Origin of the sequence: Gracilibacillus dipsosauri (genome assembly GCF_003176895.1) — a bacterium.
GTDB classification, from domain to species: domain Bacteria; phylum Bacillota; class Bacilli; order Bacillales; family Amphibacillaceae; genus Gracilibacillus; species Gracilibacillus dipsosauri.
Genome location: NZ_QGTD01000013.1, coordinates 172,580 through 187,475 on the forward strand (window position 1 = coordinate 172,580; position 14,896 = coordinate 187,475).

General features: G+C 35.7%; 18 protein-coding genes and 1 pseudogene. 4 read left to right on the forward strand and 15 right to left on the reverse strand.

What is annotated here, in order from left to right:
• The 6 genes and pseudogenes from DLJ74_RS14505 to DLJ74_RS14530 form a co-directional block, all read right to left on the reverse strand.
• Positions 1-1,128 carry an MBL fold metallo-hydrolase gene (locus DLJ74_RS14505; protein WP_109985007.1) on the reverse strand — a complete coding sequence of 376 codons (1,128 nt, stop codon included), beginning with the start codon at positions 1,126-1,128 and terminating at the stop codon, positions 1-3.
• 66 nt (positions 1,129-1,194) lie between these two features.
• Positions 1,195-1,764: a sulfurtransferase TusA family protein gene (locus tag DLJ74_RS14510; protein WP_109985008.1), complete on the reverse strand. Its 570-nt coding sequence runs from the start codon at positions 1,762-1,764 to the stop codon at positions 1,195-1,197.
• A gap of 105 nt (positions 1,765-1,869) precedes the next feature.
• Positions 1,870-2,349, reverse strand: coding sequence for a DsrE/DsrF/DrsH-like family protein (locus DLJ74_RS14515; RefSeq protein ID WP_109985009.1), 480 nt, complete (start codon positions 2,347-2,349; stop codon positions 1,870-1,872).
• A 315-nt stretch (positions 2,350-2,664) separates the two neighbouring features.
• Positions 2,665-3,476: pseudogene (locus DLJ74_RS14520) on the reverse strand (undecaprenyl-diphosphate phosphatase).
• A gap of 20 nt (positions 3,477-3,496) precedes the next feature.
• Positions 3,497-3,688: a hypothetical protein gene (locus tag DLJ74_RS14525; RefSeq protein ID WP_109985010.1), complete on the reverse strand. Its 192-nt coding sequence runs from the start codon at positions 3,686-3,688 to the stop codon at positions 3,497-3,499.
• Positions 3,689-3,831: 143 nt separating this feature from the next.
• Positions 3,832-4,158 carry a hypothetical protein gene (locus DLJ74_RS14530; protein ID WP_109985011.1) on the reverse strand — a complete coding sequence of 109 codons (327 nt, stop codon included), beginning with the start codon at positions 4,156-4,158 and terminating at the stop codon, positions 3,832-3,834.
• Positions 4,159-4,400: 242 nt separating this feature from the next.
• Between DLJ74_RS14530 and DLJ74_RS21040 the strand changes: the two genes are divergently transcribed.
• Positions 4,401-4,616, forward strand: a complete 216-nt coding sequence (locus tag DLJ74_RS21040; protein WP_181397584.1) for a transporter associated domain-containing protein — start codon at positions 4,401-4,403, stop codon at positions 4,614-4,616.
• Positions 4,617-4,911: 295 nt separating this feature from the next.
• On the forward strand, positions 4,912-5,772 hold the full coding sequence (locus DLJ74_RS14540; RefSeq protein WP_109985013.1) for an AraC family transcriptional regulator: 861 nt from the start codon (positions 4,912-4,914) through the stop codon (positions 5,770-5,772).
• A gap of 316 nt (positions 5,773-6,088) precedes the next feature.
• Here DLJ74_RS14540 and copZ (DLJ74_RS14545) read toward each other — a convergent pair whose 3' ends face one another.
• From copZ (DLJ74_RS14545) to DLJ74_RS14585, 9 genes are all read right to left on the reverse strand, one after another.
• The gene (gene copZ, locus DLJ74_RS14545; protein ID WP_054860591.1) at positions 6,089-6,295 is read right to left on the reverse strand and encodes a copper chaperone CopZ; all 207 of its coding nucleotides are present in this window, start codon (positions 6,293-6,295) and stop codon (positions 6,089-6,091) included.
• 27 nt (positions 6,296-6,322) lie between these two features.
• Entirely contained in the window at positions 6,323-8,707 is a 2,385-nt protein-coding gene (locus DLJ74_RS14550) for a heavy metal translocating P-type ATPase (protein WP_109985014.1), read from the reverse strand.
• Positions 8,708-8,720: 13 nt separating this feature from the next.
• Positions 8,721-9,023 (reverse strand): metal-sensing transcriptional repressor, encoded by a 303-nt coding sequence (locus tag DLJ74_RS14555; protein WP_054860589.1) that lies wholly within the window; start codon positions 9,021-9,023, stop codon positions 8,721-8,723.
• Between the two features lie 118 nt (positions 9,024-9,141).
• A complete protein-coding gene (locus DLJ74_RS14560) occupies positions 9,142-10,584 on the reverse strand; it encodes an MFS transporter (RefSeq protein WP_109985015.1) in 1,443 nt (480 codons plus the stop codon).
• Between the two features lie 143 nt (positions 10,585-10,727).
• Entirely contained in the window at positions 10,728-11,360 is a 633-nt protein-coding gene (locus DLJ74_RS14565) for a nitrite reductase (protein WP_109985016.1), read from the reverse strand.
• A 105-nt stretch (positions 11,361-11,465) separates the two neighbouring features.
• Positions 11,466-11,744, reverse strand: coding sequence for a glutaredoxin family protein (locus tag DLJ74_RS14570; RefSeq protein ID WP_054860588.1), 279 nt, complete (start codon positions 11,742-11,744; stop codon positions 11,466-11,468).
• Positions 11,745-11,764: 20 nt separating this feature from the next.
• Complete coding sequence (locus DLJ74_RS14575; RefSeq protein ID WP_109985017.1) at positions 11,765-12,454, reverse strand: hypothetical protein; 690 nt, start codon at positions 12,452-12,454, stop codon at positions 11,765-11,767.
• A 154-nt stretch (positions 12,455-12,608) separates the two neighbouring features.
• Positions 12,609-12,815, reverse strand: a complete 207-nt coding sequence (gene copZ, locus DLJ74_RS14580; RefSeq protein ID WP_054860586.1) for a copper chaperone CopZ — start codon at positions 12,813-12,815, stop codon at positions 12,609-12,611.
• 196 nt (positions 12,816-13,011) lie between these two features.
• The gene (locus DLJ74_RS14585; RefSeq protein ID WP_181397586.1) at positions 13,012-13,689 is read right to left on the reverse strand and encodes a GntR family transcriptional regulator; all 678 of its coding nucleotides are present in this window, start codon (positions 13,687-13,689) and stop codon (positions 13,012-13,014) included.
• Between the two features lie 214 nt (positions 13,690-13,903).
• On the opposite strand from DLJ74_RS14585, the gene DLJ74_RS14590 reads away from it, so the two are divergent.
• Both DLJ74_RS14590 and DLJ74_RS14595 read left to right on the forward strand, forming a co-directional pair.
• The gene (locus DLJ74_RS14590; RefSeq protein ID WP_109985019.1) at positions 13,904-14,329 is read left to right on the forward strand and encodes an OsmC family protein; all 426 of its coding nucleotides are present in this window, start codon (positions 13,904-13,906) and stop codon (positions 14,327-14,329) included.
• Positions 14,330-14,397: 68 nt separating this feature from the next.
• Positions 14,398-14,733 (forward strand): thioredoxin family protein, encoded by a 336-nt coding sequence (locus DLJ74_RS14595; RefSeq protein ID WP_054860582.1) that lies wholly within the window; start codon positions 14,398-14,400, stop codon positions 14,731-14,733.
• Positions 14,734-14,896: the final 163 nt, after the last annotated feature.

Here is a 14,896-nt window from a genome sequence, read left to right on the forward strand (position 1 = left end):
TTAACGTACCGCACAACGATTTGGCCCGATTTCCATTTCTCTTTGCTCCTCTTCCTTAGGTGTTATTTTCCCCATATTTGTTTCACGTATTTCTTGGTATGCATTTGGTTGTGGTGGTAAATTTTCTGTCACTATTTTGCGAAAATCAGTTTCATCTTCGATATTTAGTCCATGATTCTTTGTAAAGAGAACATCTAATTTTTCTGCAACCCTACCATCGTCATTTAGTTCTTCCATCCTCATAAAGTGTGCTGGTAGAACTACTAGATCTCCTGACAGTTCTTTATAACGAGAATATAAAGTCTCCCTTAAATCTCCAACCCAATCTTCTGCTTTTCCAGCTAAGTCAGGTCTTCCAATCGAATCAATAAACAGAATATCTCCAGATAACAAGAATTTCTCTTCTACCACAAAAGATGTAGAACCGATCGTATGACCTGGTGAATGCAATGCTTGAATTTCTATCGCTGTTTTACCGATTTTTACGACATTTCCATCTTCTAAAGCATTGTACTGAAAGGTTACCTCGACGGCATCTTTAGCAGGTAACCAATAGCTAGCACCTGTTAATTCTGCTAGCTTTCTACCACCTGATATATGATCTGCATGCAAATGTGTATCGAGCACGTTCGTGACACTTACCGCTTTCTTTCTAGCAAAATCTAAGAAAATATCAGTCATTCTTGTAGCATCAATAATAGCAGCTTCTCCATCTGAAAGGATCATATAAGAAAGACATCCTTTACCGATACGGACAAACTGATAAATCTCTCCACCGTCTTTTAAGTCACCTACTTTAACAGGCTCTAGGTGCTCACTCCATGCCTTCATTCCACCTTGAAGATAAGATACATTTAATCCTGCACCAGATAGCATTTCTGCTACCATGACAGATGAGCCTTCCTTGGCACAAACTACTAATATATCTTTATTGGAAGGAATTTTTTCAAAGATTTCATCTACTCCGTCTAAAAGTTCGAAATAGGGAATGTTTAAATATTCAATGTTTTCTCCTTCAATCTTCCAATCTTCAAATGCATCTTCATTACGTACATCCAAAATAAATAATTCCCGTTTATCTATTATTTTTTGCGTTACCTCATGTGCAGTCATCCTATTTACTGCCATCACCAATTACCCCCTATAGTATCATTTGTTGTAAAAAAATTTAACTTCCTATAGTCTATAGTGATATTAGCCATCTAGTTTAGTTGTTTTACCAGTCCAGTTGCTCATACCTGGTAAAACATTTAATACATTCAAAAAACCATTTTCTGCTAATTTTTGTGCAGCTAAATCACTCCTGCTACCGGTTCGACACACCACATAAATTTTATCCTCTTTATTCAACTCATTCATTCTTTCCTCTAATTCACCTAATGGAATCGATACGGCATCGGGAATATGATTAAAGGCATATTCTGCTGACTCTCTTACATCGAGAACCACAATATCTTTATCTAGGTTAGATTCCAATTCATCATTAGTAGCAGTTACTGGATGGTTCCTTTCTACAGTATCTTCTTCAGACGCTTTTCTTAAATAATGTTTTAAAGCGTCACCTTCTTCCAGCGTCCCTAAATATTGGTGTCCAGAGCTATTAGCCCATGCTTGTATATCAGCCTTAGATCCTTTATCTGTTGCTTGCACTTCCATAACTTGCCCTGCTTCTAAATCCTTCATCGCTTTTTTTGTTTTCACGATAGGCATTGGACACGATAGACCTTTTGCATCTAATAACAAATTTGCTTTAATTGCTCTCATATTAATACCTCCAAATACTTAAAATTTCTTATTCTCTTGTTCTTTCAAGTATGGCATTCCAGATTTTTCTAGGGATTTTTCCAATCTATCACTCTCGAAGAAAATTTAAATAAACAAGTTTACATGACCATCTTTCGCATCAGCTAGATAAGCTGCCACTCCTGCGTAGTCGATGTCATCTAGTAATTCTTCTTTTTGAAGTCCTAATAGATCCATTGTCATTGTACATGCAACTAGCTTAACCTCTTGTTCTTGAGCCATTTCAATTAAGTTGGGTAAGCTCATCACATTGTGCTTTTTCATTACATTTTTAATCATTTTAGGTCCAATTCCAGCAAAATTCATTTTGGATAACCCCATTTTATCTGCACCCTTTGGCATCATCTTTCCAAACATTTTTTCCATAAAACCTTTTTTGACATCAATCTTTTCATTTTTTCTAAGTGCATTTAAGCCCCAAAATGTATGAAAGATGGTAACTTCATGATCATATGCTGCTGCACCATTCGCAATAATATAAGCTGCCATTGCTTTATCATAGTCACCACTAAATAAAACGATGGTTGTTTTTCCCTTTTCCAACATGTTAATCCTCCTATATTTATTCACTCAACAATTACCCCTGCGGGTATAATTGATATTAAAAAAATAAAAATGAGTATAATCACATTTTTATTATATATCAACTGTGATGTCGATCTGACGAAGTCTATAATATACCCTTATAGGTATTTTGTCAACAAAAAAATTATTATTTTTTTGATTAACTAAAGCCCCAAACCAGTGTTATAAAGGTTTAAGGCTTATTTTTATGATTCCGAATTTGACTCGAACCAACGATCTCCACCCTGTCAAAATAAAGTGAGGTCATCTATCAAAAACATACTCGCATTATATCCTTTATTTATAAGGATTTACGTTTGCTACTAGGAATCGGTAACTAGCAAATGGAGTTAATTTCACTTTATCTATCAACTCGAGAAAAACTTAATGGATATTAACGCAAATACAAATGCACTAACAAATCCGCATATAAAAAATGGCACTGTATCTAATGTGAAGTATTGCCAGTTGTCTACTAATGAAATAGTACTTGCACCCAACATGATTGGTACAGCCATGATGAAAGTAAAGTCTGCTGCTGCACGATGACTGACACCTAAAATAACCCCTCCAGATATTGTTGAACCAGATCGTGAAAATCCGGGCCATAATGCGAAACACTGAAAAACTCCTATGATGAACGCTTGATTTAAAGTTAGTTGATCTATAGAATTAGTTTTTATCATACGCTTTGATTTCCAGTCCGCTATAATCATCAAAATCGCACCAAAAACTAACCCTACAATGACTGTCTCAACTGAAAATAAATATTCATCAATATAATCATCGAATAGAATTCCTAGAACACCTGCAGGTAATAGCCCAATGACAATATGACGGATTGTTAATCTTTTTACAGATTTATATCCTGTCTTCTGATTCAGATTAAGTAATAGCTTCATCCTGTCTTTGAATACAATCACAACGGCTAATATGGAGCCTAACTGAATAACAATTTTGAATGTATTTGCTATTTCAGTTGAAAAAGTTTTCTTGGATTGTAACAGAAGATCATCCACAATAATCATGTGGCCGGTAAAGGAGATGGGGGCAAATTCTGTCAACCCTTCTACAATCCCCAATATGAATGCTATAAAAATTTCCTTCAATATCCATTTCTCCCTCTAATTTAATTACTTTTATTTTTAATTTCATCCCATGTATTTATCATATCCCAAGAAAAGTCAGGTAGTTCAGAAAGTATTTCATTACTTCCCGATATTTCGCCCGCAATATAAATAGAGCCAAAAAATACTAGAAACAAAAGCAGCATAACTAAGTAGCACTCCACCGTTTGTAAAAACTCTTTTTTATTTTTCATTATCTATTCCTTCCACACTTCTTTTTGATTATAGTTTTTAAGGCATAACAAAATAAGCCTAAGCAAGGCAAAAATAAAAAAAATAAATTTTATGGTCGTGAAAATAAGCCTAGAGAAGAGACTAGACTAAGTAGATATGTAAGTTAGAGGTAGTTTGAGGTGTGTTGAACGATTTTACAATTCTCTAAAAATTGTTTGTTCTCATCTGTCAGATTAAACTTGTTTTTCTCTAAAGAATTGATGTTTTTATTTATCGCTTCGTTATCAGCTTTCAATAAAATAAACAACTTAAATTTCTGCACGGTATAAGAAACACTATCAGTTATTGCTTCATCATTAATAACCAGCTCTTGTGCAGAGACAGCCACATCGTTAGCATTTCTATTGACAGATATATCATCTGTTGTGTTGACTACCAATGTCGCAGTTAAGAAAAAAGATACTAAACACAGTAAAAAAGAACTCCTCACTTTTTTTCACCTCCATTCATCTTCCTTTATTATAAAATATTAAGCAATAAAAGCAAATTCAGTGATAAAGAAACGTAAAAGCTTAAATATTATTCGAGTACGTTAGAGGGAATATGGGTGCATATAGTCTTATATCGAGTTGAATTTTCATTTTCCTTTTTGATATTTGTATGTAACTATTTTCGTTTCGTTTAAATAGTAGATTAACATTTAAGATTAATATTATGCTATAAATTATTGAGTTGAACGATAATACGTATTTAATTGATGGCAAAACTTCAATTCAAGTTGTAAATGCTTTCTTTGAAATTACTTTAATAAATGAAAATGTAGATACTATTTCAGGCTGGATACTTAATAAAAACATAGACGAAAAAGAAGAAACAGTCGTACCACACGATACACTAAAATTCAAAGTAACTGAGCGATCAAATAAAAAAAGTAAAATTATATACTAAGTAATCGCTAACTAATAACATTGTACGGGAGACCACTTTATTAAGCGGTCTTTTTTTGTCACCAAGTGTAGGTGTACCCCTACTGTCTATTAAGACGTACTCACGCAACGTTAGTGCAGAAACTAGGTAAGGCCCAAGTTACTAAGCAAGAACTTGCACCAAAATAATCTTACCATGATGTGATGCATTTAGTCAGAGTTTTCATAACCATTAACAACACGATATTTTTTTGTTAAAAATGTCGAGTACTTTTATACTTGCTTTGGTATGATGTATTCATGAAAGGAGGGATATGTTGTTAAAAGAACTAAACGAAGTGATTGACTATATTGAAGTTCATTTAACCGATGACCTGTCTCTTGAAAACATTTCTGAATATGCTGGGGTTTCGGACTATCATTTTAGAACAGTATTTTTTCATCTTTCAGGGTTGACCCTGAATGAATATATAAAAAACAGAAAACTATCTGAAGCGAATAAGGATTTATTGAGTGGAGAAAAGGTTACGGATGTTGCTTTTAAATATGGTTATCAATCAGTAGATGGTTTTACAAGGGCATTTAAAAAATGGTGTGGTTTTTTACCTTCAGATGTAATAAAAAAAAGGATAAGCAAATCATTTCCTAAACTTTCATTCGTAATTACTGTTAAAGGAGGAATTTCTATGGAATTTAGAATTGAAGATAAACCAGCGTTTAATTTAGTTGGTGTAAGTAAACGTGTTCCAATGCAATTTGAAGGTGTAAATAACGAAATTGTAAAATTGGCAGAAAGTATAACAGAAGAACAAAGAAAAGAAATGCATTCACTTCAAAATATAGAGCCCTATGAAATTGTTAATGCTTCTTATAATGCTGACGCAAATTTCTTAAAAGAAGAAGGGGATTTAACACACTTGATAGGAGTTTTAACGACTAAAAATCAAGTAAGTGATCAATTAGATAAAGTAGCCGTTGAAGCATGCACTTGGGCAATATTTCCAAACGAAGGACCATTTCCATCTACTTTACAAGAAACAATGGCAAAAACATATTCAGAATGGCTTCCTTCTTCTAATTATGAAGTAATCAATGCTCCTGCTTTTTCATTTACTAAAATGGATAATAATGATAACTATGCTTATAGTGAAATTTGGATTCCTGTTCGGAGCAAGTAAAAAGCATAACCAATAATATATGAAGAGCAATGCTAATCTTTCGGCATTGCTTTTTTCTTTTTTTGACCATTCAAACGTACTACCATTATAACTCTTATGTGATGTCCATTTTCCTTTAAAAAGCCTTCTATGTAATAATTTTAACGCTAAAAGGCGGAACACTTACGACTTAGGTACCACAACACAATGTAAAAAAATAGTGTTAACACTTCGACCTAAAATGCTGTAACCATGCACGGTGTATGATTCCGATTGTGGTTTAGCTTTATAATGAAAAAAGCTGATTTTCATTACTGAAAACCAGCTTCTCCTTATATTAAGCTTCTATGTCATAGCCTTGTTCTTCAATAGCTTCTTTCATGACATCAATATTTACTTTAGACTCATCATAAGTTACATCTACACTACCAGCTTCTAAATTAACCTCAGCAGCTGACACGCCATCTATTTCTTTTAATGCCCCTTCAACGGACATTTTGCAATGGCCGCATGTCATGCCTTGTACGATTAACGTTTTTTCCATGACCATTCACCTCCTTTAAGGTGGACTTTATAACTTGACTCGTTTTAAGCGTAATGAGTTAGAGACAACACTTACCGAACTTAATGCCATTGCTGCACCAGCAATCCAAGGCGCCAGTAGACCTAATGCTGCAATCGGGACTCCTGCTGTATTGTAACCGAAGGCCCAGAAAAGATTTTGGCGGATATTCTTGATTGTGGCATGGCTAATTTTGATTGCTTTTGGAATAAGCAATAACTCCCCACCAAGAATCGTGACATCGGCAGCTTCAATGGCTACTTCCGTTCCCGTACCAATAGCAATTCCAATATCAGCGATTGCTAATGCTGGGGCATCATTTACCCCATCACCGACCATTGCAACCTTTTTACCCTTATCCTGAATTTCTTTCACTTTATCTGCTTTTTCTTCTGGTAAAACTTGAGCAATTACTTTGTCGATGCCAACCTGTTTGGCAATTGCTTGTGCAGTGCGCTCATTATCACCTGTTAACATGATAACTTCTAAGCCTTCTTTTTTTAACTCTCTAATTGCTTGTGGTGCTGTTTCTTTAATGGTATCAGCGACCGAAACAATTCCACGAAACTGTCCATCAATTGCTATTAACATTGCTGTTTTTCCTTCTATCTCATAATCAATCAATTCTTGTTCAGCTCCACCAACGTCGATTTGGTGATTCTGCATGAGTTTTCGATTACCAACAAGAATTTGTTTATTTGATATCGTTACTTCGATACCGTGTCCAGGTATGGCAGTAAAATCATCTACATTAACTAATTCGATATTTTTTTCGGTTGCATACGCTACAATAGCTTCCGCCAGCGGATGTTCTGAGCCTTTCTCCGCACTAGCAAGTAACTGTAATGTTTCCTTATCACCAGTAAAGTTTGTAACTTCGGGTTTTCCTTTTGTGATGGTACCTGTTTTATCGAGCACGATTGCATTTAATGCATGTGTACGCTCGAGATGCTCTCCACCTTTAAACAGGATTCCATTCTCTGCAGCCTTTCCTGTTCCAACCATAATGGATGTAGGTGTTGCAAGGCCTAAAGCACAAGGACAGGCAATAACAAGGACAGCAATTGCTGCAACTAGAGCTGGTTCAAACTGGCCAGGTTGGACAAATGCTATCCATATGACAAATGTGAGAATGGCTATCCCCACAACAATCGGTACGAAATAACCTGAAATGATATCAGCTAATCGCTGGATTGGTGCTTTAGAACCTTGGGCATCCTCTACAATTTTCACAATCGATGCAAGGGCAGTATCTTTACCAACTTTTGTTGCTTCCATTTCAATCGAACCATTTTTATTGATCGTTGACCCTATAACAATTGCGTCTATTTCTTTTTCAATTGGAATAGATTCTCCTGTAATCATCGATTCATCGACAGATGTTCTTCCTTTTACAACCATACCATCAACAGGTATTTTCTCACCCGGTTTTACAACTAAACGATCCCCAACGGCAACTTCTTCCACTGGTATCATCGTTTCCTCGCCATTTCTTATCACACGTGCTTCTTTCGCTTGTAAATTAAGTAAAGAAGACAGTGCATTCGTCGTTTGACTCTTTGCTCTTGCTTCCAAATACTTACCAAATAATATCAAAGTGATTAAAACAGCACTTGTTTCAAAGTATAGATGAGGCATATATTCAGGATTACCAATGGTCTTAAATGCTTCATATAAACTGTAAAAATAAGCCGCACTTGTACCTAATGCAACAAGCACATCCATGTTCGCTCCACCATTACGAAGGTTCTTATATGCCCCAACATAAAATTGCCAGCCGATAATAAATTGGACAGGTGTTGCTAAAGTAAACTGGAACCATGGATTCATAAAGATGGCCGGTATTGTCATATTAAATAAATGAACCAGCATCGTAACTAAAAGCGGTGCAGCTAAAACGGCAGAAATTATTAATTTTGTCTTCATATTCTTAATTTCTTTTTCTTTATGTGTTTGTTTTTCTGCTGCTTCCACTTTTGGCTTTGCATCATAGCCAAGCTTTTTAATTTTCTCAATGATTGCTTTCGGGTTTACCAATCCTGGATTATATTGTATTGATGCAGATTCTGTTGTTAAGTTTACAGAAGCAGACTTAACACCCTCTTGTTTATTCAAGACTTTTTCAATTCGGGTTGAACATGCAGCACAAGTCATTCCAAAAACATCTAATTCTGTTTTTTCCATTAAAACCCCGTAGCCAACTTTTTCAATTTTTTTTGTAATATCCTCAATGGAAGTCTTCTCAGAATCGTAATCTACAGTTGCTTTTTCGGTAGTTAAATTGACTTGTGCCTCAACTCCATCCATTTTATTTAATACCTTTTCAATTCGCGTTGAACAAGCAGCACAGGTCATTCCCATTATACCAAGTGTTGCATGATTTGTTTCTCCCATAATCGTTTCCTCCTTACTTGGAAAACTGCTTCATCACACTCATTAATTCATCAATCGTTGCTTTCCCGTCACCTTGCTTAATCGCATCACTAACACAATGGTTAAGATGTCGTTCGGTGACAGAGAAACCAACATTTTTTAACGCGGACTGTATTGCACTAATTTGTACTAAAATATCAACACAATACCTGTCTTCCTCAACCATTTTCTGAATTCCGCGTACTTGTCCTTCGATACGTTTTAAACGGTTGATTACTTTTTGCTTTTCATCTTTTGTTCTAGGTTTACTTGGGTGATCCTGTAAGAACTTATCCAAATAAATCACTTCCTTTTTATTTTATACTTATACTATACCCCCTTACGGTATATTTGTCAAATAATATAGAACTTTCGTCTCCTATCAATAAAGCTTGAAACTTTTATAATATTTGTGATTAATGGGTACTATTTGATCTTCCGCCCTTTGAAGATCGTGTGAACAGAAGTGCCAACACAAATCCAATCAATGCAATTATTCCAATCCAGAAAAACCCCTGCTGAAAGCCTGCACTCAAGGCACCTCTCTGTGATCCGGCTGTACTTGAAGCAGTTGTTGCACCGGCAATAGCCACTATTACAGCTAGTCCTACCGCTGAGCCAATTTGGTAAAAAGTATTATATAAACCAGATGCAATGCCAGACCTTCCTGATTCGACTTCTGATACGGATGCCGTTGTAGCAGGTAAATAAGCAAGTGCATTACCTAAAGATGCTATTAAGGAAGCTAGTAATACATTTGTCCAATAGTCTCCAACTACACTCGCCGTTTGCGAAAATAAAATTCCCGCTGTTCCGAGTAAAATAAATCCAGTTACCATCGTCTTTTTGATACCAATTTTTTCCATCACCTTTTCCGCAATGGCGACCATGAAGATTGCCATAAAAATTGGCATCGGTAGCATTGCCATTGCCGCAACAAATGGAGAAAGCTGTAAAATCTGCTGCAAGTATAAAACTAGAATATATACTAGCGGGAACCATGATGCTGCTATTAAGAAAACAGAAATATTTCCTATCGCAAGATAAGGTGTCTTAAAAATACTAAGTGGCATGAGTGGTTCTTTTATTTTAGACTGTACGATGATAAATACAAGTAACAATACAGCCCCAATTAATAATGGTAGGATTGTATTCATTGAATGCCAGCCACTATGCTCTGCTGTTACAATGCCATAAACAATGAGCATGGAAGAAATGGTCACTAATATCGCGCCAATATAATCAACACGACCAGTTGCTTTACTTCCTGCCTTTTGTAAAAGCTTTGGAGACAGGAGAAGCACGATGATACCAAGTGGAACATAGATCAATAATGTCCATCGCCAGCCGACAAACTCTGTAATGACACCACCCATAACGATACCCAAAGCACCACCTGCTGCCCCGGACAGACCCCAGAATGCAAGAGCTTTCCCCATTTCTTTACTATTGGAAGAAAACAGGATCATAATCAAGGAAAGTGCAGCTGGCGCAATGAACGCAGAGCCTAATCCTTGAACTGCCCTCGATACGTTGAGACTCATTTCACTCCAGGATATTCCTGCAAATAAGGAAGATATTATTAAAATGATAATACCAAAATTAAATATGCGCCGATTTCCGAATAAATCGGCTAACCTTCCGCCCAATAATAGAAACCCCCCAAAGAAAATAAGAAATGCACTCATTACCCACTGTAAATTTTCCTGACTATAACCGAGTGTTTCTTTAATAGATGGCAGGGCAATCTGAATAATCGCCGAATCCATCATCACAAGGAAATTCGCAAAGCATAACATTGCTAGTGCTTTCCATCGATTTGGATCAAGTTGTGAATTTGACTGTTTATTTGCTGACATAATAATATCCCCCCCAGTATTACATTAGTTTGTTTTTAGTTAAAATGCTGATTCTTAAATAAAGCGATACTATGATCAGCGAGGGATTTTTGACCTCCACTGATCTTTAGCGCCTTCTGTAGGTGAAATACTTTATCTAACTTTTAATCTGCAACAGAGTAATTAGCTAATTGATCTATATCAAACCTCTTACAGAATTTATAGAATGCCTCTCGTTTCTTACCCATTTGTGAATATGCTGCAATGAGTTTATCTACAGTATCGTACAACTCTTCTGGTGTGAGATTTTCCTTCAGTAAATAACCAACCTCGGCATCTTTACCTTTCGCTTTTCCCCCAATATATATATTGTAATGGTCTTTGAATTTCATCACACCGATATCACTAAGCATAGGTTCACCGCAACCTACTGGACATCCTGTATAGGCCATCTTTAGTGTAAAAGGGACCGGTTTTTCAGCAAATCGCCGGTTTAATTCTTTTGCTATCGGCATCCCTTCTCGTTCTTCCCCTTTACAAAAATTACAAGTTCGCAAACTTTTTACAAAATTTCCAACTGAGTAACAAGCTAACCCAACGCTTTCTAATTCCTCTATGACTTCGTCTTTTCTATTTTCCGGAATTTCTAGATAAAGCTGTTGGAATGTCGTTAATTCCAGTTCATCCTCTTCATTCATGTATTTGGAGATGGTTACAAGCTGTTTTGCGTTCAGCTTTGCTCCAAAACCGATTCCGCCATTTACGGCAATTTTTATTTTTGGTGCATCTGTCTCCATATTCATTCCCCCTTCTTTCCTAAATCATATATACTATACAAGGGGAGGGTATTTATCTGAATAAAAAAATACACACTAAATTGTATTCAGGTTTTATCACGTGACCTAACCTACATTTAGCAGTTTCTTTATTTCATTCTTATTCCTCTCGAACCCTATCATGCTTTTTGACTTTTTCATTATACCCAAGAAGGATCGACGAGAAAATACAAGTGCTGGTACAATTCTATTTCCTGTAATTTTTTTAAGATCCTCTTCTTTTGATGGTTGTTGTGCTAAATCGTATTCCTTGTGAGGAATATGATGATTTTGCAGGAATTTCTTTAAGTCCTGGCAATCTGAGCATGTTGGTCTTGTGTAAACTTCAAGCTGATAGTTTTTCATCTCTAACCATACCTCCTTGTTTATTCCTTTACTTTGATGATAAATGGATAAACTTGTACGTTTTCACCGAACTTAAATTCGGCCCAAATTTTGTACATGCCCGGGGTTGGGAAATATGCATTAAACTTAGTAGTGACTTCTGTTTCCGGGTGAACATGAATATACTGTTCAACGTTTTCGTCAATAATAACCACATGACCTAATGCACCGAGATATGGATCTGATTTTTCTCCTTGTGTATCAAACACTAATGGAACTTCTTTTCCAACCACTGCGTTCCCAGCATTTAAGGTCACTGTTTTGCCTCCACTTTCTTTTGTCCAGCTATCCTTTTTACCGAGAGTGACTTTACTTGTTGCCCGTGTCCCAACCTGAAGAGTATTTGGCTTTATCTGATAAGCCTTATTTTCTGGTGTAATGTCAACGAATGCCTGGTAGGTACCATCACTCAATACCTGTTCTACCGAATAGATTCCCTGTTGCTCCTTTACTGGATGCAGATGATAATACTTCTCTAAATCATTAGAAATAATGATAAAATGCATCTCTTTCTCATGTTGTATAGCAAGCTCTGGCGGCTTTCCATTATTATCTTCCAGCTTAATCAGAATTTTTCCATTTTCATAGGTCACATCTGTCTTAATCTCTGATTTGGCATGATGATGGTGCTGATGAGCATGGTGGTGATGATTATGTTCACTGTGGTTCATTGTTTATTCCTCCCTTTGAATTTCTGTGTTGATAAAACATTGTTATATATAGATTGTGCTATATAGTGAGATTTTAATCAGCAGGGTTTTTACCCCACTGATTATCAGTGAAACTTACCGGGATGCTTCATGCTATAATTAAAGTACGACCGTTCTAAACAACCTCGTAACCTTGTTCTTCAATCGTCTCTTTAATCACTTTCAAATCCACTATTTCAGAGTCAAACGTTACGTCAACTTTCGCATCATCCAAATGAACCTTAACTGCCTCCACACCGTTAAGTTCTCCTACACTTCCTTCAATGGAACTTACACAATGCCCACAAGACATACCTTCTACATTAAGTGTTGTATTTGTCATTTTAATTACCTCCTAATTTTTATTTCGCCCTCATCATACCATACCCCCCTAATGTATTGTCAAGCTATAAAATTATTAACACATATGTTTTCAAAATAAAAATCAGGTAGAAATAAAAATTTCCACCTGATTTTCTGGTTTTTCAAACATGTAAACAATTTGCCTATAAGTATCTCTACTAGGCTATTAAGTTTAATTAGCCTCTTATCATATTAAGCAACAACGAAACATCGTTTGTAGAACCGACAGATATGATTTTCTTCTGTGTGACATCAACAAACTCCTTTAATCTCTCAGCAAGGTCGGACCGTGTTACAATTACATCTGCATCGCGAATGGACTGCATAATACGATCTTTAGGAGACTCCTGTACATCAATTGTATCAATTTCTGCGGAAGCCACCCGTCTCAATTCATCTAAATAGAAGATACATGAGCTGATCTTGCACTCAACAAAGAGGTAGTGTGTCTTCTGCTTCTGGGGTTCTCCAAACAATTGGGTGTAGGCAAATCCAGCTAATAAAACATCGTCGATTTTAAATCCTGATTCGTAAGCATCCTTTATTGTTTGTTCCACAAAGTTGAAATAGGAATGCTGTGTTTTAAATCTTTCAATTTCTTCTTCGCCGGCAACTTGCGTCCCTCGTCCCTTTTGCATCAATAACAGGCCTTCTTCCTTTAATTGAGAGTATACCCCCTGAATCGTATTCCTGTTAATGGATAATTGATCCGCTAACTGATTGGTCGAAGGAAGTATATCTCCAGAATTAAGTAATCCTTTCCCTATTAGCCACTTTATCTGTTCCCTTATCTGCACATTAATTGGTAAAGGAGAATGAGCATCTATTTTAAAAAGTAATCCTGAATGTTCCATATTTAATTCCTCACCTTTCATACTTAACTAGTTATCTAGGTATATTTAGATTAATGAAGGAAACAAAAAAATGCAAGTATTATATGAATTAGCTAAATTAACTAAGTAAGAAACTAAAGATTGACAAGCAATACACTATTTAGTACAATACGCTTCACAGTTAACTAATTAACTAGTAAACTGTATATCATTAATTGTGTAGGAGTGGTACGAAATGGCTGAAATAAAAATGGTTTGGAACGGAAATACCAAAGGTAATGGTAAAATACAAGGGGAAAATCTTAAAACTGATATCGCTATACCCCAATCTTTAGGAGGAAGTGGAGAAGGCACAGATCCTAAAGAATTACTGTTAGCTTCTGCAGCAACATGCTACGCAACAACACTTGTCTATATGCTGGAGACAAAAGATCTGCCTGTTATTGAATTTACGATGAAGTCGAAAGCAAATGTTTCAAGAGAAGACGGCATTCAAATTATCCATCAACCACATATTGTTTTAACAAGTGAAGCAACAGAAAAGCAAAGTCAAGCAGCTGATAGAGCATTTATATCCGCTGATAAATCATGTGCAGTCGGAAATATATTAAAAAAAGCAGACGCCCAAATAACTATTGAAGGAAAAGTAACAGTAAAGTAAAAGCTTCATAAGGAAAATAATAAATTGTCCTTATGTTCTATTCCTTCCATCTTAGAAGGAGGAGCAATTTGAAAAAGATAAATGAGTTAACTTCAATTAAAATGACAGAGGATTTTCTTAAAGATAATGAGCTAAGTTTCCTTTACGTATCCACCCCAGATTGTAGTACATGTCATGCTATTCTGCCCAAGCTAACGGAATTGCTAGATCAATATCCTCTCATTCAGCTTGGTCACATTGATGCTACGAAAGTGGAAGAAGTGGCCGAGAAATTTTTAATTCTCTCAGCTCCTGTATTGATTCTGATGATTAATAACAAAGAATATATACGAGAGGGACGTTTTGTTCGCTTTAAACAACTAGATGAAAAAATAAGGAAGATTTATGAATTGTACTCAAAATAATCAAGTATGCAAAAAAAATGTATAGGAATAAGGCTCTTAGATATTCATTAACACGGGTACAGTTCTTAGAACTATACCCGTGTTTTTTATTAGGACAAGGGTTCATTAACTTCTTTCATTAATAAAGTCAATCAGATAAAAGACTTTATTTATTCTATGTATC

Excerpts from the sequence above, each read along its gene's own strand:
- DLJ74_RS14515 (WP_109985009.1), bottom strand. The coding sequence starts at position 2,349 with ATGTTGGAAAAGGGAAAAACAACCATCGTTTTATTTAGTGGTGACTAT.
- DLJ74_RS14550 (WP_109985014.1), bottom strand. The coding sequence starts at position 8,707 with ATGGGAGAAACAAATCATGCAACACTTGGTATAATGGGAATGACCTGT.
- DLJ74_RS14505 (WP_109985007.1), bottom strand. The coding sequence starts at position 1,128 with ATGGCAGTAAATAGGATGACTGCACATGAGGTAACGCAAAAAATAATA.
- DLJ74_RS14525 (WP_109985010.1), bottom strand. The coding sequence starts at position 3,688 with ATGAAAAATAAAAAAGAGTTTTTACAAACGGTGGAGTGCTACTTAGTT.
- DLJ74_RS14510 (WP_109985008.1), bottom strand. The coding sequence starts at position 1,764 with ATGAGAGCAATTAAAGCAAATTTGTTATTAGATGCAAAAGGTCTATCG.
- copZ (WP_054860586.1), bottom strand. The coding sequence starts at position 12,815 with ATGACAAATACAACACTTAATGTAGAAGGTATGTCTTGTGGGCATTGT.
- DLJ74_RS14570 (WP_054860588.1), bottom strand. The coding sequence starts at position 11,744 with ATGAAAAACTATCAGCTTGAAGTTTACACAAGACCAACATGCTCAGAT.
- copZ (WP_054860591.1), bottom strand. The coding sequence starts at position 6,295 with ATGGAAAAAACGTTAATCGTACAAGGCATGACATGCGGCCATTGCAAA.
- DLJ74_RS14575 (WP_109985017.1), bottom strand. The coding sequence starts at position 12,454 with ATGAACCACAGTGAACATAATCATCACCACCATGCTCATCAGCACCAT.
- DLJ74_RS14560 (WP_109985015.1), bottom strand. The coding sequence starts at position 10,584 with ATGTCAGCAAATAAACAGTCAAATTCACAACTTGATCCAAATCGATGG.
- DLJ74_RS14585 (WP_181397586.1), bottom strand. The coding sequence starts at position 13,689 with ATGGAACATTCAGGATTACTTTTTAAAATAGATGCTCATTCTCCTTTA.
- DLJ74_RS14565 (WP_109985016.1), bottom strand. The coding sequence starts at position 11,360 with ATGGAGACAGATGCACCAAAAATAAAAATTGCCGTAAATGGCGGAATC.
- DLJ74_RS14590 (WP_109985019.1), top strand. The coding sequence starts at position 13,904 with ATGGCTGAAATAAAAATGGTTTGGAACGGAAATACCAAAGGTAATGGT.